The following is an 18,823-nucleotide window of genomic DNA, read 5'->3' as shown; positions in this document are numbered from 1 at the left end:
CCGCCATGCAACCCCTGGTGCCACCCCTGGTGCGTGCGCACGACCTGGCCAAGACCTTCGACGTCTCGGCCCCCTGGCTCAACCGCGTGATCGAGCGCAAGCCGCGCGCACTGCTGCACGCCGTGGACGGCGTGGGCTTTGAGATCGCACGCGGCCAGACCCTGGCGCTGGTGGGCGAATCGGGCTGCGGCAAGAGCACCGTGGCGCGCTTGCTGGTGGGCCTGTACGCGCCCACGCGCGGTGGCTTCACCTTCGACGGGCAGGACGCGCATGCTGCCTTCCAGGGCCGCGATGCGCGCGCGCTGCGCCGGCGCATCCAGATGATCTTCCAGGATCCGTATGCGAGCCTGAACCCGCGCTGGCGGGTCGAGGACATCGTCGGCGAGCCGCTGCGCGAGCACGGCCTCATCACCGGCAAGGCCGGGCTGAAAACCCGCGTGGGCGAACTGCTCACGTGCGTGGGCCTGTCCGCGCAGGACATGGCCAAGTACCCGCACCAGTTCTCGGGCGGGCAGCGCCAGCGCATCTCCATCGCGCGCGCGCTCGCCACCGAACCCGAGTTCCTGGTGTGCGACGAACCCACGAGCGCGCTCGACGTGAGCGTGCAGGCGCAGGTGCTCAACATCATGAAGCGGCTGCAGCGCGAGCGCGGCCTGACCTACCTGTTCATCAGCCACAACCTCGCAGTGGTGCGCCACGTGAGCGACCAGGTGGGCGTGATGTACCTGGGCCGGCTGGTGGAGCTGGCGGACAAGCACACGCTGTTCAGCCGCCCGCGCCACCCGTACACGCGCATGCTGCTCGACGCCATCCCCAAGATGCATGACACCGGCCGCGCCCGCACGCCCGTGCAGGGCGAGGTGCCCAACCCGCTCGACCCGCCGCCCGGCTGCGCCTTCAACCCGCGCTGCCCGCACGCCAACGCGCGCTGCCGCGCCGAGCGCCCCGCGCTGCACGAGGCCGGCGCGGGCACGCGCGTGGCGTGCCACGCGGTGCAGGAGGGGCGGCTGTGATGTGCTATGTAAATGGGAGCTGCTGGCGCTTTTCTGGCAAGCCTTGAAGCCATTTTTGACCTCTTTTTTCACCGACAGGAGCAGGCATGACCGCATTCACCCTTTCCAGCCCCGACATTCCGAGCGGTGGCACCGTGCCGCAGCACTTCGAGTTCGACGGCTTCGGCTGTTCCGGCCAGAACCGCTCGCCCGTGCTGCAGTGGAGCGGGGCGCCGCTGGAGGCCAAGAGCTTCGCCGTCACCGTGTACGACCCGGACGCGCCCACCGGCTCGGGCTGGTGGCACTGGTTCGTGGTGGACCTGCCCGCAGGCACCACGCAACTGGCGGCCCACGCGGGTGCGCAGGGCGGCCAGGGGCTGCCGGCTGGCGCACGCCAGATCCGCAACGACTACGGCGTCCACGCCTGGGGTGGCGTGTGCCCGCCGCCGGGCGACAAGCCGCACCGCTACGTTTTCACCGTGCACGCGCTGTCGGTGCCTCGGCTCGACATTCCCGACGACGCCACCGCAGCGCTGGCGGGTTTCATGGTGAACGCGCACACGCTGGCCAAGGCGTCTTTCACCGCGACCTACGGTCGGCCCTGAGCCCGGCGGCGGCCGCACCCTGCGGGGTGCGCTGGGCTGGCGCGGTTTTTCGTTGATGCACGTCAAGCTGCGCCAGGGAAGCGGAGCGGTGGTGACCCCCCCTTCCTAGAATGGGACTTCCGACCCACTCTTCTCCTTATGCACAAACTCTCCATAGGCACCCGGCTGGCACTGGGTTTCGGCCTGTTGCTGTTTTTCGCCTTGCTCAACAGCGCCCTGAGCATCTGGCAACTGCAGGCATCTAGCCAAGGCGCGCAGGCCATCATCGAAAAGCCGCTGGCCAAGGAGCGCTTGATCTCCGACTGGTACCGCTTCATCCACACGGCAGTGCGCCGCACCACCGCCATTGCCAAGAGCAGTGACCCCAGCCTCGCCACGTATTTCGCAGCCGAGCAGAAGGAGTCTGCCGAGAGCACCACGGCCATCCACAAGCAGGTCGAGACCCTGATGGCCACTGACGAGGAAAAGCGCCTGTTCCGCGACATCGCCGCGCTGCGCACGCGCTATGTCGCCGCGCGCGACGAAGTCATCCGCCTCAAGCGCGAAGGCCATGCGGAGGATTCGGCGCGCCTGCTCGAAGCCACCTTCGTGCCCGCCGCCAAGGTGTACGTGGAGCGCGTCAACGACCTGCTCCAGCTGCAGCGCCACGCGCTCGACCAGGCGGCCTCGCCGATCCGCGAGGCCAACCACCGCACCAGCCTGGGCATCCTGGCGCTGGGGCTGCTCACCCTGGCCCTGGGCGTGGGGGCCTCGCTGGCCATCGCGCGCGGCATCGTGCGTCCGCTGGGCCGCTCGCTGGGCGTGGCGCGCCAGGTGGCGGCCGGGGACCTGAGCCCCGTCATGCTCGATGCGCCGCAGGACACGCGCGACGAATCGAGCGCCCTGCTGCAAGCCCTGGGCAGCATGCAGCAATCGCTCACCAGCGTCATCCTGACCATCCGCGAGGCGGCCGAGAGCATGGCGACGGCCAGCGCCGAGATCGCCACCGGCAACCAGGACCTGTCGCTGCGCACCGAGCAGACCGCCAGCCACCTGCAGACCACGGCCGCGTCGATGGAGGAACTGACCGGCACCGTAGAGCACACGGCCCAGGCGGCGCGCACCGCCAGCGCGCTGGCCGGCTCGGCCGCCACCGTGGCGGGCCGGGGCGGCGCGCTGGTGGAACAGGTGGTGCACACCATGGAGTCCATCGACGGCAGCGCGCGGCGCATCGCCGACATCACGGGGGTGATCGACAGCATCGCCTTCCAGACCAACATCCTGGCCCTGAACGCCGCCGTGGAGGCCGCCCGCGCCGGGGAGCAGGGGCGGGGCTTCGCCGTGGTGGCGGGCGAGGTGCGCAGCCTGGCGCAGCGCAGCGCGGCGGCGGCGCGCGAGATCAAGGACCTCATCGCCGACAGCACGCGGCGGGTGGGCGAGGGCTCGCGCCTCGTGCACGAGGCGGGCGACACCATGCGCGAGATCGTGGCGGCCGTGCAGCGCGTCACCGACGAGGTGGCGGGCATCGCGGCGGCGGCGGGCCAGCAGTCGGCGGGCATCGCGCAGGTCAACGCCTCGGTCAGCCAGCTCGACCAGATGACCCAGCAGAACGCGGCGCTGGTGGAGGAAAGCGCGGCCGCCGCGCAAAGCCTGCGCGAGCAGTCCGAACGGTTGAGCCGGGCGGTGTCGGCCTTCGTGCTCGTGCCGGCCGCAGCGGCGCCGCGCGGGCGCGCCCTGGCGCTGCCGGCCTGATAGGTTGTTATGAGGAAAAATGGCTTTCAGGCCATATGCTGCAAGCGCTGGCAGCTCTTTATTTGGTAGCGTTTGATGCGCCGGGCGCAGGGCCGCTGGTGAGGTGCGTGCATACGGTGGCCAGGATCTCATCCGACAGCGCCGGGCGCGCCGCCGCCGTGGCGCGCGCCAGCACCAGCGCGCCCACCATGGCGCTGAGCATGGCCATGGCCTCGGCGCGCTGCGCCGCGGAGGGCTCGGCGTCCGCCGCCAGCCCGCCGATCACCCGGGCGAAGCGGGTGATGTTGCGCTCCACCCCGGCGGCGAACACCGCCGACAGGTCGCCCCCGGCGCGGGCCACGTCCACAGCCAGCGCGGCGGCGGGGCAGCCTTCGCCGGGGCTGTCGCGGTGTTGGGGCGACAGGTAGGCCTGCACGCGGGCGGCCAGGCCGCCATCGCTGCCTTCCACGGCCCCGTCCAGCGGCCCGATGGACCAGTCGAACGCGCGCGCGCAGGCTTCGCGCACCAGCGCATCCTTGGATTCGAAATGGCGGTACAGCCCGCCGTGGGTGAGCCCGGCGCCGCGCGTGACCTCGGCCACGCCCACGCCGGCCAGGCCGTGGGCGCGGTACAGGCGCGCGGCGGCTTCGAGGATGTCTTGCCGGTTCTGCGCGGCTTGGGCTTTGGAGACCTTCATGGCGACGGATTGGTTACGGTTGTCATCAAACGTGTTTATGATGATGGTCGTCATCATAAAGCCGCAAGGCAAAGGGTACGCGATGGACAAGGATGTGACCAGGAGCGGCAGCCGCCGCGTCGTCATCACCGGCATGGGCATGGTGTCGCCCCTGGGCCGGGGCACCGCACTGTGCTGGCAGCGCCTGCTGGCCGGCGCCTCGGGCCTGTCGAGGCTGCCCGCGGACATGGCCCCCGATGTGGCCGGGCAGGTGGCGGGCCAGGTGCCCAGCGTGGCGCAGGACCCCGAGGGCGGCTGGGACATCGACGCCGTGGCGCCCGCCAAGGAACTGCGCAAGATGGACCGCTTCATTCCCCTGGCGCTGGATGCATGCGGCCAGGCACTGGCCCAGGCGGGCTGGCCACCGCAGGACGAGCGCGCGCGCGAGCGCACGGCCTGCGTCATCGCCTCCGGCATCGGCGGCTTCGACGCCATTGCGCAGGCGGTGCGCACCACGGACAGCCGGGGCGCGCAGCGCCTGTCGCCTTTCACCGTGCCCTCGTTCCTGGCCAATCTGGCGGCCGGGCACGTGTCGATCCGCCATGGCCTCAAGGGGCCGCTGGGCACGCCGGTCACGGCCTGTGCGGCCAGCGTGCAGGCCGTGGGCGACGGGCTGCGCCTGATCCGTTCGGGCGAGGCCGACGTGGCGCTGTGCGGCGGCACCGAGGCGGCCATCGGCCGCGTCAGCCTGGGCGCCTTCGCGGCCGCCAAGGCCCTGTCCACACGCTACAACGACCGGCCGCAGGAAGCGTCGCGCCCTTTCGACATGGGCCGCGACGGCTTCGTGATGGGCGAGGGCGCGGGGGCGCTGGTGCTCGAATCGCTGGCGCATGCCCGGGCGCGCGGCGCCACGCCGCTGGCCGAGGTGGTGGGCTATGGCACCTCGGCCGACGCCTACCACATCACCGCGGGCCCGGAGGATGGCGACGGCGCGCTGCGCGCCATGGCACAGGCGCTGGCCATGGCCGAGGTGGCGCCCGCCCAGGTGCAGTACCTGAACGCGCACGCCACCTCCACGCCGGTGGGCGACCGTGGGGAGCTGGCTGCGATCCGCCGCCTGTTCGGCACCGGAGGCGGCGTGGTCGTCAGTTCCACCAAGTCGGCCACGGGGCATCTGCTCGGCGCGGCCGGCGCGGTGGCCGCCATCTTCGCCGTGCTGGCGCTGCGCGACCAGATCGCGCCGGCCACGCGCAACCTGGCCGATCCCGACCCGCTGGCCGAGGGCATCGACCTGGTGGCGGGCAGCGCGCGGCCGCTGGCCATGGAATACGCGCTGGTCAATGGCTTCGGCTTTGGCGGCGTGAACGCCTCACTGCTGCTGCGCCGCTGGCAAGCGGCGTGAACACGCCTGTTAATACGGGTTGGATAACCGCAGTCCATGAAACCGGCGCGGCCCGAGCGAGGGCAGCCGAGCATGGGCCGCCGCGCAGCGGCTCAGGGGGGTGTTTCAAGCATAGCGCTTGGCGTGCAGGTTGTCCTTCATCTGCTGCAGCAGCGGCTGCAGCTGCGGGCCGATGCGCAGCGCCACGCAGGTGGCTACCACGTCGATGACCAGCAGGTGCAGCAGGCGCGACACCATGGGGCTGTAGCGGTCGTAGCCCTCGGGGTGGTCGGCGGCGAGGTGGATGGCGCAGGCGCTGGCCAGCGGCGAGCCGCTGGCGGTGATGGCGATGGTCGTGGCGCCGTTCTTGCGCGCGATGTCGGCGGCGTCCATCAGGTCGCGCGTGCGCCCGGAGTTGCTGATGATGACGGCGCAGTCGCCCGGCCCGAGCAGGGTGGCGCTCATGACCTGCATGTGCCCGTCGCTGGCCGAGATGCTGGTGATGCCCAGGCGGAAGAATTTGTGCTGCGCATCCTGCGCGACGATGCCGGAGTTGCCCGCACCGTAGAACTCGATGCGCCGGCCGGTCTGCCAGGTGGCGGCGATGGCCTCGGCCGCGCGCTGCACGGCGGTGGTGCTGGCGGCGTTGCGGTACTGCAGGAAGGCGGCCACGGCGTTGTCCACCACCTTGACGAGCACGTCGCCGGTCTTGTCGTCGGCGTCCACGCTGCGGTGGATGAAAGGCACGCCCTCGCTCACGCTGCCCGCCAGCTTGAGCTTGAAGTCGGCCAGGCCGTCGTAGCCCATGCTGCGGCAAAAGCGCACCACGGTGGGCTTGCTCACGTGCGCGCGTGCCGCCAGCTCGCGCACCGGCAGGCGCGCGAAGGCGCGCGCGTCGTGCAGCACGAGCCTGGCCACGCGCTGCTCGGCGGGCGCCAGGGAGGGCAGGGAGGCGGTGATGCGGTCGAGCATGGCGTGAATGTAACGTGGTTTCCTGCCCGCCTGTAACGCCCTCGCGGCATACACTCGCAGGTTTGGCCTGCGGGCCGCAGCATCGACCAACGAGGGAATCCGCATGCACCAGCTCGACGCACTCAAACAGTTCACCACCGTGGTGGCCGACACCGGCGACTTCCGGCAACTGGCCCAGTTCCAGCCGCGCGACGCCACCACCAATCCCTCGCTGATCCTCAAGGCGGTGCAAAAGAGCGAGTACGCGCCGCTGCTGCAGGCCACGGTGGCGCGGCACCGCGGCGCGCCCATGGAGGAGGTCATCGACCGGCTGCTGGTGCGCTTCGGCTGCGAGATCCTGTCGCTCATCCCGGGGCGCGTCTCCACCGAGGTGGATGCGCGCCTGAGCTTCGACACCAGCGCCACCGTGGCGCGCGCCGAGCGCCTCATCGAGCTGTACCAGGGCGAGGGCGTGCACATCGACCGCGTGCTCATCAAGATCGCCGCCACCTGGGAGGGCATCGAGGCGGCGCGCCAGCTGGAGCGCCGGGGCATCCACACCAACCTGACGCTGCTGTTCTCCTTCGCCCAGGCCGTGGCCTGCGGCCAGGCCAGGGTGCAGCTGATCTCGCCGTTCGTCGGGCGCATCTACGACTGGTACAAGAAACAGGCGGGCAGCCAGTGGGACGAGGCGGCCATGGCCGGGGCCAATGATCCGGGCGTGCAGTCGGTGCGCCGCATCTTCAACCACTACAAGCGCTTTGGCATCGCCACCGAGGTCATGGGCGCGAGCTTTCGCAACCTGGGCCAGATCGTGGCGCTGGCGGGCTGCGACCTGCTGACCATCGCGCCCGACCTGCTGGCGCAGCTGGCGCAGTCCGAGGCGCCGCTTGCGTGCGCGCTCGACGCCGAGGCGGCCCGCGCCATGGACCTGCCCGCGGTGCAGTACGACGAGGCGGGCTTCCGCTACGCGCTCAACGAGGACGCCATGGCCACCGAGAAGCTGGCCGAGGGCATCCGCGCCTTCGCCGCCGACGCGGTGAAACTGGAGCAGCTCATCCAGGCCGCAGCCTGAGCGGCTGGCCGCCCCCTCGTTACACTTGCGCCTCGCGCCCGCACCGCGGGCCTCGGAAACTTGCCATGCATTCAGTCGTCATCACCGGCACCGGCTTGTACCAGCCGCCGCACACCATCACCAACGCCGAACTGGTCGAATCCTTCAACCGCTATGTGGAGCAGGAGAACGCGCGCCATGCGGATGCCATCGCAGCGGGCACGCGCGCGCCCCTGCAGCCGTCGAGCGTGGAGTTCATCGAGAAGGCCTCGGGCATCAAGCAGCGCTATGTGTTCGAGAAGGCCGGCATTCTCGACCCCCAGCGCATGTACCCGCGTTACCAGGAGCGGCCCGACGACCAGCTGTCGATGATGGCCGAGCTGGCCGTCGCCGCCGCGCAGCAGGCGCTGCAGCAGGCCGGCAAGCGCGGCGCCGACATCGACGCCGTGCTGTGCGCCGCCTCCAACATGCAGCGCGCCTACCCGGCCATGGCCATCGAGGTCCAGCAGGCGCTGGGTGCCGGGGGCTATGGCTTCGACATGAACGTGGCCTGTTCCTCCGCTACCTTCGCCATCGAGCAGGCCGTGAACGCGGTGCGCACGGGCAGCGCCCGCTGCGTGCTGGTGGTCAACCCCGAGATCACCTCGGGCCACCAGGCCTGGAATGACCGCGACTGCCACTTCATCTTCGGCGACGTGTGCACGGCCATCCTGGTGGAGCGTGCGGACACCGCCACGGCCCCCGTGCAATGGGAGGTGCTGGGCACGCGCCTGGCCACGCAGTTCTCCAACAACATCCGCAACAATTTCGGCTTTCTCAACCGCAGCGAGGACAGCGACCCGCAGGCGCGCGACAAGACGTTCCGCCAGGAGGGCCGCAAGGTGTTCAAGGAGGTGGTGCCGATCGCCGCGGCCCATATCGAGGGCCATCTCGCCGACCTGGGGCATGCGCCCGCCGCCGTGCGCCGCTACTGGCTGCACCAGGCCAACGAGGGCATGAACCAGTTCGTCATCAAGAAGCTGGTGGGCGAGGCTGACCGTGAGCGCGCACCGCTGATCCTGGACGAATTCGCCAACACCGCCTCGGCGGGCTCGATCATCGCCTTCCACAAGCACCGGGCCGACCTGGCCGCGGGCGACATCGGCGTGATCTGCTCGTTCGGCGCCGGCTACTCCGTCGGCAGCGTGGTGGTGCGCAAGCGGTGAGATGAAGCGACACCCCCCTGAGCGGCTGCGCCGCTTCCCCCCGCTCTCGCCACGCTGCGCGTGGCGGGCAGGGGGACGCCGCCAGCGCGGCGGGGCGGCCCTTGCGCGGCGTCCGCTGGCCTGGGCCGCGGCGGTTGCATGGGCTGTGGGCGGCGCGTGCGCGATGGAAAACTGACATGCATTCCCGCTGTGATGAAACGCCCCAGTGGGCACAACTGCAGGCGCATCGCGCCGCCTTGGGCGCGGAGTTCGACTTGCGCGGGGCGTTTGCGCGCGACGGCCAGCGTTTCACGCACTTCAGCCAGGAGGCGCCGCATGTGTTCGCCGACCTGTCGAAGAACCTGTGGGACCGGCAGGCCGAGGCGCTGTTGCTCGGCATGGCGCAGGCCAGCGGCCTGGAGCAGCGCCGCGACGCCATGTTCGGCGGCCAGGCGGTCAACACCACCGAGGGCCGCGCCGCGCTGCATACCTTGCTGCGCCGCCCGGCCGGGCTGGCCCTGCCGGGCGACACGCCCCAGATCGCCCCCGCGCTGCTGGACGTGCATGCCGCGCTGGACGCCATGCTGGCCTATGCCGAACAGGTGCGCGAGGATGCGGCGATCACCGACATCGTGAACATCGGCATCGGCGGCTCCGACCTGGGGCCGCAGATGGCGGTGCGGGCGCTCGACGCCTTCCGAATTCCCGGCAAGCGCTTCCATTTCGTCTCCAACATCGACGGCCACGAACTGCACGCGGTGCTGCGCGAACTGCAGCCCGGGCGCACGCTGTTCCTGGTGGCGTCCAAGACCTTCACCACGCTGGAGACCATGACCAACGCCCGCTCGGCGCTGGCGTGGTTCCACGCCCAGGGGGGGCGCGACGTGGCGCGCCACTTCGTCGCGCTGACGGCCCGTGCCGACGTGGCGCGCGCCTGGGGCATGACCACGGCCTTCGGCTTCTGGGACTGGGTGGGCGGCCGCTATTCGCTGTGGTCGGCCATCGGGCTGCCGATCGCCCTGGCCATCGGCGCCCGGGGGTTCCGGGCGCTGCTGGCCGGTGCGCACGCCATGGACGAGCACTTCCGTACCGCGCCGCTGCATGCCAACCTGCCGGTGCGCCTGGCGCTGCTCGACATCTGGTACCGCAATTTCCTCGGCCTTTCCAGCCGCTGCATCGCGCCCTACCACGCCGGGCTGCAGCGCCTGCCGGCCTACCTGCAGCAACTGGAGATGGAAAGCAACGGCAAGCGCGTGGATCTGGAGGGCCGGACCCTGCCCATCGCCACCTCGCCCGTGCTGTGGGGCGAACCCGGCTGCAACGGCCAGCATGCCTTCTTCCAGATGCTGCACCAGGGCACCGACGTGCTGCCGCTGGAGATCATCGCCGTGCGCCAGTGCGCGCACCCGCTCGAGGGCCACCACGCGCTGCTGCTGGCCAATGCCCTGGCGCAGGCGCAGGCGCTGATGCAGGGGCGCGCAACGGAATGTGGCCACCGCCACTTTCCGGGCAACCGGCCCAGTACTTTCGTGCTGCTGGAGGCGCTGACGCCCGTGGCGCTGGGGGCGTTCATCGCGCTGCAGGAGCACCGCGTGTTCAGCACCGGCAGCCTGTGGGGCATCAACAGCTTCGACCAGTGGGGCGTGGAGCTGGGCAAGCAGTTGGCGCAAGACCTGTTGCAGCGCATGCAGTCGGGCGACGCGCAGGGGCTGGATGCCTCCACGGCGGGCTTGCTGCAACGTCTGGGGTCGGCATCAAATCCGCCCTGAAGCTGCGCCCATGAAGCGTGAGAAGCTATCGAAATGAAAGCAAAAAGGCCGGTCATATGACCGGCCTTTTCTGCATCGTGCAGAGATGTCAGAACGACACGGTGGCCGAGAGCTTGAAGGTGCGCGGCGCGCCGGGCATCACGAAGCCATCGGCGAACAGGCCGATCCAGTAGTTCTTGTCGGCCACGTTTTCCACGCTGGCGTTGAAGCGCACGGGCGTGGTACCGAACTGGGTGGCGTAGCTGGCGTTCAGGTCCAGCCGGTTCCACGACGGCACGCGCAGCTTGTTGCCCGAGTCGGCCCACTGCGCGCCGGTGTAGATGAAGCGGCCGCCCACCTTCAGGCCCTGCACCGGCGTTTGCCAGTCGGCGCCGATGCGCGCGCGCCATTCAGGCGTGCCAAAGGTGTCCTTGCCGGTGTTGCGCTGCTCGGACCGGATGTGGGTAATGCCGCCCAGCAGCGACACGGTCTGCGCCACCTGGCCGTACATGCTCCACTCCAGGCCGCGCAGGCGCTGCTCGCCATCGTCCACCAGGGTGGGAAGGGGCGCGGCGTTGTTGCTGATGAACGAGGGGCGCTTGATCTCGAAGGCGCTGACGGTGTGCGTCAGCGCGCCGGTCTGCAGCTTCACGCCCAGCTCGAACTGCTTGGTCTGCTTCGGTGGCAGGGCCACGCCCGTGTTGGTGTAGCCCACGCCCACGACCTGGCCCGGCTCCAGCCCTTCGGTGTAGTTGCCGAACAGCGAAAGGTCGTCACCCCAGGGGCGCACGACGGCGGCCAGCATGGGCGAGAAGCGGCTTTCGCTGTAGTTCGACAGCGGCATCTTCACGGTCTGGTGGCGCCCGCCCACCGTGAGCAGCACCTTCTCGCCGGCGAAGCCCATGGTGTCGGCCACGGCCAGCGAGCGGTAGTCGTTCTCGGTGGTGTAGTCCTTCCAGACGGGCGCGGCGGGGAAGGGCGGCACCACCGGGTCGTACATGTTGGTGGTGTAGCAGTAGTTGCAGGCCGTGTTGTACGAGCCTTCCTTGTGCTTGAGGATGTTGGCCGACAGCTGCAGGCGGTGCTTCACGCTGCCGGTGTCGAATTTGCCGATCACGCCGGCCTCGGCCGTGCGGCGCTCCGACTTGGTGTGCACGTGGTAGATGGCGCCGCGCGTGGTGCCGTCCGCGCCGGTGACGAAGGCGCGGGTGCCGAACAGCAGGCCCTTGCCTTCGGCCTGGGAGCCGCCCAGCGCGAGGTAGCCCTGCCAGTCCTGCGTGAAGTCGAACTCGGCGCGGGCCAGCGCGCCCGTGTTGTCGTACTCGCCGTGGGTGCCGCGGAACATGTTGGTGTCGCCCTTGGGCGGCGCCAGCAGGGTGCCCACGCCGGGAATCGAGGCGTTGCCCAGGAAGTTGAACATGCCGGGGCTGCCGCCGTCGATCTTGTTGACGCTGTTGTACAGGTCGAACGAGAAGCGGGCGCGGTCGCCGATGTAGTCCAGCGCCAGCGCGCCCACTTGGCGTTTTTGGCTCTCGTCCTTGGCGCCCATCTCGCCGTCGCCATAGACGCCGTTGAAGCGCACGCCCAGGCGCTTTTCGTCGCCGAAGCGCTTGCCCACGTCGGCATGGCCCTGGAAGTAGGACTTGGAGCCGTAGGTCACCGTCAGGTCGGCGATGGGCTGGGCCAGCGCGCGCTTGGTCACCATGTTGACGGTGCCGGCCACGCTGGACAGGGGCGGCATGCCCGAGAGCAGCACGTTCGGGCCGCGCAGCACCTCGATGCGCTCGAACATTTCCACCGGCACCGCGTTGGCGGGAGCGATGCCGTACAGGCCGTTGGTGGCGATGTCCATCGCCGTCATGTCCAGGCCGCGCAGGTTGAAGTTCTGCAGCAGGTGGTTCTTGTTGGTGGTGAAGACGATGGCGGAGTCGTTCTCCAGCACGTCCTGCAGCGTGAGGGCCGACCAGTCCTCGGCCAGCTCGCGCGTGTAGGCGTTGACGTGCACCGGCGCCTCCATGATGGATGTGGCGCCCAGGATGCCCAGGCGCGCGCCCGAGGCAGCCTTGTGGCCGGGGGCGCGCTGGGGCAGGTCCTCGCGCTCGTACTTGCTGCGCACGTTGACCTGCTCCAGGGTGGCCTCCGCCTTGGGCGGCGTGGCGGTCTGCGCTGCGACGGTGGCGCTGAAGGCGAGCAGTGCGAAGGCGATGGGGGTGAGCCGGGTGGTGCGATGGAGGGTGGATTGCATGCGTGTTGCTTCTTGCGATGGAGTGTTGCAAATAAAAACTGTTCTCATTTTATTTATTGCATCGCAGGCGCTGCCCAAAAAGAGGCAGGAAACAATCCACATTTATGAGTCAAATTGGCCTCTGGCCCTTACCCAGAAAGCGCTGGCAGCTATTGAAATCATAGTGTTGTAAGCGCGCATCACCAGCTTTGCGCAACGGGCTATCCAGGGAATGAAAAAAGCCCCGCAGGCGCACGGCCTGCGGGGCTTTTTACGGGGTGGGCTGGATTACATGCCCATGCCGCCCATGCCACCCATGTCGGGCATGGCGGGCGCTGCGGCTTCGTCCTTCGGTGCCTCGGCCACCATGCACTCGGTGGTCAGCAGCAGCGATGCCACGGATGCGGCGTTCTGCAGCGCGGTGCGGGTCACCTTGGTCGGGTCCAGGATGCCCATTTCCAGCATGTCGCCGTAGGTGTCGTTGGCGGCGTTGAAGCCGTAGTTGCCCTTGCCGTTCAGCACTTCGTTCACCACCACGCTGGCTTCGCCGCCGGCGTTGTTGACGATCTCGCGCAGCGGCGCTTCGATGGCCTTCAGGATCAGCTTGACGCCGGCGTCCTGGTCGGCGTTGTCACCCTTGATGGTGCCCACGGCCTGCTTGGCGCGCAGCAGTGCCACGCCGCCGCCGGCCACGATGCCTTCTTCCACGGCAGCGCGGGTGGCGTGCAGGGCGTCTTCCACGCGGGCCTTCTTTTCCTTCATCTCGACTTCGGTGGCAGCGCCGACCTTGATCACGGCCACGCCGCCGGCCAGCTTGGCCACGCGCTCTTGCAGCTTCTCGCGGTCGTAGTCGCTGGTGGCTTCCTCGATCTGGATACGGATCTGCTTCACGCGCGCTTCGATGTCAGCGGCGCTGCCTGCGCCATCGATGATGGTGGTGTTTTCCTTGCCCACTTCGATGCGCTTGGCCTGGCCCAGGTCGGCCAGCGTGACCTTCTCCAGGGAGAGGCCCACTTCTTCGGCGATGACCTTGCCGCCCGTCAGGATGGCGATGTCTTCCAGCATGGCCTTGCGGCGGTCGCCGAAGCCAGGCGCCTTGACGGCCACGACCTTCAGGATGCCGCGGATGGTGTTCACCACCAGGGTCGCCAGGGCTTCGCCCTCGACTTCCTCGGCGATGATCAGCAGCGGACGGCCGGCCTTGGCCACGGCTTCCAGCGTGGGCAGCAGGTCGCGGATGTTGCTGATCTTCTTGTCAAACAGCAGCACGAAGGGGTTGTCCAGCAGGGCAACCTGCTTCTCGGGCTGGTTGATGAAGTAGGGCGACAGGTAGCCGCGGTCGAACTGCATGCCTTCCACGACGTCGAGCTCGTTGTTCAGGCTCTTGCCGTCTTCCACGGTGATCACGCCTTCCTTGCCCACCTTGTCCATCGCGTCAGCGATGATCTTGCCGATGGATTCGTCGGAGTTGGCGGAAATGGAGCCGACCTGGGCGATTTCCTTGGAGGTGGTGGTGGGCTTGGAAGCCTTCTTCAGCTCTTCCACCAGGGCGGCCACGGCCTTGTCGATGCCGCGCTTCAGGTCCATCGGGTTCAGGCCGGCGGCCACGTACTTGGAGCCTTCGCGCACGATGGCCTGGGCCAGCACGGTAGCGGTGGTGGTGCCGTCACCAGCGTTGTCGCTGGTCTTGGAGGCCACTTCCTTCACGAGCTGGGCGCCCATGTTCTGCAGCTTGTCCTTGAGTTCGATCTCCTTGGCCACGGACACGCCGTCCTTGGTCACCGTGGGGGCGCCGAACGAGCGCTCCAGCACCACGTTGCGGCCCTTGGGGCCCAGGGTCACTTTCACTGCGTTCGCGAGGATGTTCACGCCTTCGACCATGCGTGCGCGGGCTTCGCCGCCGAAAACTACGTCTTTTGCTGCCATGTTTGGCTCCTACAAAATTTTTCGATCAAATCAGCTTCCAGTGCCCGCCTGGCAAGCGCAAGAAGCTATGGAAATATGAGTGAATTACTTCTCGACGACCGCGAACAGGTCGTCTTCCTTCATCACCAGCAGCTCGTCGCCGTTGACCTTGACGGTCTGGCCCGAGTACTTGCCGAACAGCACGCGGTCGCCGACCTTCACGCCCATGGCGATCAGCTCGCCCTTGTCGTTCTTCTTGCCGGGGCCCACGGCCAGCACTTCGCCCTGGTCGGGCTTCTCGGCGGCGTTGTCGGGGATGACGATGCCCGAGGCAGTCTTGGTTTCGTTTTCGAGGCGCTTGACGATCACGCGATCGTGCAGAGGACGCAGGTTCATAGCATCTCCTTGAGGTAGACAAACAAGTGGGAGGATGAAGGCCGCCCAAGAGGCGGCCCGGGAATCAGTGGATGGCGCTTGTTAGCACTCAGGTCCAACGAGTGCTAATGATAAGGGCAATCGTGGGCACTTCAAGGGGCGCTGGCCGAAGGGCTGATGCAGCGTCTGGCAATGATGGAAGATGCATTGATTGGGCTTTTGTATCGGGGCAATAAACAGGGATAGATAGAATCGCCCCCCAAACCCCTCCCGCAGTGCTATGCGAGTTCTTGTGCGCGTTCGTGCACGGCTTGCGCACTTTCCCTTCTCCCCCAATGTCGAAAAAGAGTGGACAGGCCCCATGGCGTCCTTGCAAGCAACCACGGCCTTGATGGGGGTCAGTCTGGCAGTGCTGATCCTTTACCTGATACGCCGCGATCACCTCTACCTCATGCACGGCCTGTTCTGGGTTGCGGTGGCCGCCGCCGCCGCCGTGCTGGGTGCATGGCCAGGCTTGATCGACCGGCTGGCCCTGTGGACGGGAGTCGGCTATCCACCCGCGCTGCTCCTGCTGCTGGCCTGCATGGTGCTATTGCTCAAGGCGCTGCATGCCGACATGGTCAACACGCGCATCGAGCGTGACGTGCGCAGGCTGAACCAGCGCCTGGCCATGTTGGAGGCGGATCTTGAGGCGCAAGCCCACACCACTTCCGACGCATCCAAACCATGAACCACCCCTTGCTCCCCGTCATCCTGTGCGGAGGCTCTGGCACGCGCCTGTGGCCCCTCTCGCGCGAAACCTACCCCAAGCAGTTCCTGGCCCTCGGCGGCGACGGCATCTCCATGCTGCAGGACACGGCGCGCCGCCTGGATGGCGTGGCATCGCAAGTGCCCAAGGCGGCGCCCATCGTGGTATGCAACCACGAGCACCGCTTTCTCGCGGCACAGCAACTGCAGGAGGCGGGCGTGAACGGCGCCCGGCTGATCCTGGAGCCGTGCGGACGCAACACCGCCCCCGCGCTGACCCTGGCGGCCCTGGTGGCCGACCCGCAAGCCATCCTGCTGGCCATGCCGGCGGATCATGTCATCACGCAGCCCGCGCAGTTGCACGCGGCCGTGGAAGCGGCATGGCAACTTGCCTGCGATGGCGCCATGGTGACCTTCGGCATCGTCGCCAACCGGCCTGAAACCGGCTATGGCTACATCCAGAAGGCGCAGGCGGTGGAGGGCGGCAATGCATTTGCCATCCAGAGTTTTGCCGAAAAGCCCAGCCTGGAAGTTGCCCAGGCCTACGTGGAGAGCGGTGACTATCTTTGGAACAGCGGCCTGTTCATGGTGCAGGCCAGCCAATGGCTGAAAGCCATGGCCGCGCTGCAGCCGCAGATGCTGCGCGCGTGCCAGGATGCTATTGCCAAGTGCGCGCAGGACATGGATTTCATCCGCCCCCACGGCGAAACCTTTGCCAACTGTCCGGCGGACTCCATCGACTATGCCGTCATGGAGCACCTGCCCGGCAACCCGGCGCTGGGCATTCCCGCCCGCGTCGTACCGCTGGATGCCGGCTGGTCCGACTTGGGCGCTTGGGATGCCCTGTGGGACGTGCTGCCGCGCGATGCCCAGGGCAACGCCCATACCGGCCAGACCTTGGCCATCGACACCCGCGACAGCCTGTTGTTTTCCGAAACCTGCCTGGTCGCCACGGTGGGCGTGGACAACCTCGTCGTCGTCGAAACCCCCGACGCCATCCTGGTGGCCGACAAGCGCAAGACGCAGGACGTGAAGAAGATCGTTGCCGAGCTGAAGGCGCAGAAGCGCCCTTTGGCCTTCACCCACCGCAAGGTACACCGCCCCTGGGGCTGGTACGACAGCATCGACAGCGGCGAACGCTTCCAGGTCAAGCGCATCGTGGTCAACCCTGGTGCGCAGCTCAGCCTGCAAATGCACCACCACCGGGCCGAGCACTGGATCGTCGTCAAGGGCACGGCCCAGGTCACCAACGGCGACAAAACCTTTTTGCTGGGCGAAAACGAATCCACCTTCATCCCGCTAGGCCACGTACACCGGCTGGCCAACCCCGGCAAGGTGCCGCTGGAAATCATCGAGGTGCAGTCCGGCAGCTACCTGGGAGAAGACGACATCGTGCGCTTTGAGGACACCTATGGCCGCGCCCCCGCGCTGGCTGCCGTGAGCGGGTAGGCCCCATGCCAGGCATGCAAATGCTCCGTGCCCTGTGGGCGTACCGGGGATTCGTGTGGAGCAGCGTGCTGCGCGAGTTCCACGGCAAATACCGTGAATCGCTGCTGGGCGCGTTCTGGTCGGTGGCCAATCCACTGGCCATGATCGTCATCTACACCGTGGTGTTTGGCCAACTCATGCGCCCCCAGCTTGCGGGGCATGAACAAACGCCCTTCGCATTCAGCATCTACCTGTGCGCCGGGGTCATTACGTGGGGCTTGTTTGCAGAAATGCTCGGGCGCCTGAACAGCGTGTTCTTGGAGCACGCCAATCTGATTAAAAAATCCAACTTTCCGCGTATTTGCCTGCCGGCTATCGTGGCGGCATCGGCGTTGATCAATTTCGGCATCGTCTTCGGCCTGTACCTAGCCTTCCTGGCGATCATCGGCCACTGGCCAGGGTGGCTGCTGTTGGCCGTGGTGCCTCTGCTGGCGCTGCAAGTGCTGTTTACGCTGGGACTGGGCATCTTTTTGGGCACATTGAACGTGTTCTTTCGGGATGTGGGCCAGTTCACCGGCATTGTGGTGCAGTTCTGGTTCTGGCTGACGCCCATCGTTTATGTGTTTGACAGCCTGCCCGAAGGCGCTCGCAACGTGCTGCAATACAACCCCTTGCAGCCATTGGTGATGGCCTACCAGACCATCTTCCTGGATCTTCGCATGCCTGATCTTGAGAGCCTGGCACCGCTTATGGGGCTGACGATTTTCTTTCTGATCCTGGGTTCCTGGTTTTTTCTGACCCGTGCCGGTGAACTGGTAGATGAACTCTGAGAAGGAGTGACGATGAGCACATTTGATATTTCGAGAAGGCGATTCATTCTTTCTGGAGGAGGGACTGTATTAGGACTCTCCTCGTTTCCCGTATTTTCGGCTACTCCCGGTGATAAAGGTGAATTCCGCAGCAGACTCTACACCCCGACATCGATAGTGAAAATAAAGGATAAATATTTCATTGTTGACTGCTGGCAGCATCGTGTCATATGGAGCAAGGAGCTTGGCAAGCGGATTGAGGAGTGGCAGGCACTTGATGAGGATATTGCTGGGCCTCATTCAATTGTTTCGGACGGGGAATTTTATGTCGTGGAGGATACGGGAAGGCATGCCATAAAAGTATTCAAGGAAAATAATGACGGGTTTGAGATGGTGCAGGCCATTCCAAATGTCGGGAAAAGGCCGCACAGGACTGTTTATGATGACCAAGGTGACCGGTTTTTTGTTGTGGGCTCTACCGATCAGAGCTTACATGTTCTAAAGAAGCAGGGCGGCTCTTTGGTGTTGAGTTCGTCGATGCCGCTTCAGGAAATGCAAGGGGAATATTGTAAGAGCCTCACATTGACAAACAATACCTTGTATGTCACCGGAAAAACAAAGATTGCGGCCTATGAGTTGGGGAGGAACGGGGTGTTCTTCTCTGGAGTTGTTCATCTCCATGAAAAGTGCCGTGAAATGAATGATCTATTCTTTCTTGATGGGAAGAAAGGTTTTGCTACTTCTTGGTGGGGGCGGGTTTCTTTTTTTGAAGATGTCAAGGAACTGGAGGCGGGAGGGATCGATGTTTCCCCCAATCTCGGTGGGGTACCTTATTATTTCTCAAGGTTTGATGGGAAGTTGTGGCTGACGGAAATAAACCAATGTTCCAGAATTTGTGGGTATGAAAGTTTCGGCCACAAAGGTGAGCTTGTTGGTGGGTCGGTTCTTTTTGATTTTTGCGGAGTGGATGAATCATCGATTGAGCGGAAAAGAAGTTTCCCCGTCTGACGATTGGTTGCTGTACCTCTCTGGAA

Annotated in this window: 16 protein-coding genes; 11 read left to right on the top strand and 5 right to left on the bottom strand. The window is 66.7% G+C overall.

What is annotated here, in order from left to right; translation table 11 throughout:
* Positions 1–5 precede the first annotated feature (5 nt).
* From YS110_11180 to YS110_11170, 3 genes are all read left to right on the top strand, one after another.
* Entirely contained in the window at positions 6–1,013 is a 1,008-nt protein-coding gene (locus YS110_11180) for an ATP-binding cassette domain-containing protein (GenBank protein ID UJB65272.1), read from the top strand.
* An 86-nt stretch (positions 1,014–1,099) separates the two neighbouring features.
* The gene (locus YS110_11175) at positions 1,100–1,597 is read left to right on the top strand and encodes a YbhB/YbcL family Raf kinase inhibitor-like protein (GenBank protein ID UJB65271.1); all 498 of its coding nucleotides are present in this window, start codon (positions 1,100–1,102) and stop codon (positions 1,595–1,597) included.
* A gap of 138 nt (positions 1,598–1,735) precedes the next feature.
* The gene (locus YS110_11170) at positions 1,736–3,328 is read left to right on the top strand and encodes an MCP four helix bundle domain-containing protein (protein UJB65270.1); all 1,593 of its coding nucleotides are present in this window, start codon (positions 1,736–1,738) and stop codon (positions 3,326–3,328) included.
* A 58-nt stretch (positions 3,329–3,386) separates the two neighbouring features.
* On the opposite strand, the gene YS110_11165 is transcribed toward YS110_11170, so the two are convergent.
* Positions 3,387–4,004 carry a TetR/AcrR family transcriptional regulator gene (locus tag YS110_11165; GenBank protein UJB65269.1) on the bottom strand — a complete coding sequence of 206 codons (618 nt, stop codon included), beginning with the start codon at positions 4,002–4,004 and terminating at the stop codon, positions 3,387–3,389.
* A gap of 82 nt (positions 4,005–4,086) precedes the next feature.
* On the opposite strand from YS110_11165, the gene fabF reads away from it, so the two are divergent.
* Complete coding sequence (fabF, locus tag YS110_11160) at positions 4,087–5,385, top strand: beta-ketoacyl-ACP synthase II (GenBank protein UJB65268.1); 1,299 nt, start codon at positions 4,087–4,089, stop codon at positions 5,383–5,385.
* Positions 5,386–5,490: 105 nt separating this feature from the next.
* On the opposite strand, the gene YS110_11155 is transcribed toward fabF, so the two are convergent.
* Complete coding sequence (locus YS110_11155; GenBank protein UJB65267.1) at positions 5,491–6,336, bottom strand: SIS domain-containing protein; 846 nt, start codon at positions 6,334–6,336, stop codon at positions 5,491–5,493.
* A gap of 103 nt (positions 6,337–6,439) precedes the next feature.
* On the opposite strand from YS110_11155, the gene tal reads away from it, so the two are divergent.
* From tal to pgi, 3 genes are all read left to right on the top strand, one after another.
* Positions 6,440–7,390: a transaldolase gene (gene tal, locus YS110_11150; GenBank protein UJB65266.1), complete on the top strand. Its 951-nt coding sequence runs from the start codon at positions 6,440–6,442 to the stop codon at positions 7,388–7,390.
* A gap of 65 nt (positions 7,391–7,455) precedes the next feature.
* The gene (locus tag YS110_11145; GenBank protein UJB65265.1) at positions 7,456–8,574 is read left to right on the top strand and encodes a beta-ketoacyl-ACP synthase III; all 1,119 of its coding nucleotides are present in this window, start codon (positions 7,456–7,458) and stop codon (positions 8,572–8,574) included.
* A 176-nt stretch (positions 8,575–8,750) separates the two neighbouring features.
* Positions 8,751–10,322, top strand: coding sequence for a glucose-6-phosphate isomerase (gene pgi / locus YS110_11140; GenBank protein UJB65264.1), 1,572 nt, complete (start codon positions 8,751–8,753; stop codon positions 10,320–10,322).
* Positions 10,323–10,410: 88 nt separating this feature from the next.
* Here the strand turns inward: pgi and YS110_11135 are convergent, their stop codons facing one another.
* The 3 genes from YS110_11135 to groES all read right to left on the bottom strand — a co-directional run bounded on the left by YS110_11135 (position 10,411) and on the right by groES (position 14,826).
* Positions 10,411–12,546 carry a TonB-dependent receptor gene (locus YS110_11135; protein UJB65263.1) on the bottom strand — a complete coding sequence of 712 codons (2,136 nt, stop codon included), beginning with the start codon at positions 12,544–12,546 and terminating at the stop codon, positions 10,411–10,413.
* Between the two features lie 267 nt (positions 12,547–12,813).
* Complete coding sequence (gene groL / locus YS110_11130) at positions 12,814–14,451, bottom strand: chaperonin GroEL (protein ID UJB65262.1); 1,638 nt, start codon at positions 14,449–14,451, stop codon at positions 12,814–12,816.
* A gap of 84 nt (positions 14,452–14,535) precedes the next feature.
* Positions 14,536–14,826: a co-chaperone GroES gene (groES, locus tag YS110_11125; GenBank protein UJB65261.1), complete on the bottom strand. Its 291-nt coding sequence runs from the start codon at positions 14,824–14,826 to the stop codon at positions 14,536–14,538.
* 340 nt (positions 14,827–15,166) lie between these two features.
* On the opposite strand from groES, the gene YS110_11120 reads away from it, so the two are divergent.
* The 4 genes from YS110_11120 to YS110_11105 are packed head-to-tail and all read left to right on the top strand — an operon-like array spanning position 15,167 to position 18,797.
* Complete coding sequence (locus YS110_11120) at positions 15,167–15,535, top strand: DUF2304 domain-containing protein (GenBank protein ID UJB65260.1); 369 nt, start codon at positions 15,167–15,169, stop codon at positions 15,533–15,535.
* Positions 15,532–17,001 (top strand): mannose-1-phosphate guanylyltransferase/mannose-6-phosphate isomerase, encoded by a 1,470-nt coding sequence (locus YS110_11115; protein ID UJB65259.1) that lies wholly within the window; start codon positions 15,532–15,534, stop codon positions 16,999–17,001. The genes YS110_11120 and YS110_11115 overlap by 4 nt, the downstream gene beginning before the upstream one ends.
* Positions 17,002–17,006: 5 nt before the next feature.
* Positions 17,007–17,810 carry an ABC transporter permease gene (locus tag YS110_11110; protein UJB65258.1) on the top strand — a complete coding sequence of 268 codons (804 nt, stop codon included), beginning with the start codon at positions 17,007–17,009 and terminating at the stop codon, positions 17,808–17,810.
* A gap of 12 nt (positions 17,811–17,822) precedes the next feature.
* Positions 17,823–18,797 (top strand): hypothetical protein, encoded by a 975-nt coding sequence (locus YS110_11105; protein UJB65257.1) that lies wholly within the window; start codon positions 17,823–17,825, stop codon positions 18,795–18,797.
* The last annotated feature ends 26 nt before the right edge of the window (positions 18,798–18,823 follow it).

Source organism: Acidovorax sp. YS12, assembly GCA_021496925.1.
In the GTDB taxonomy this organism is placed as follows: Bacteria; Pseudomonadota; Gammaproteobacteria; order Burkholderiales; family Burkholderiaceae_C; genus Paenacidovorax.
This window is presented reverse-complemented; position numbering and strand designations above follow the sequence as displayed.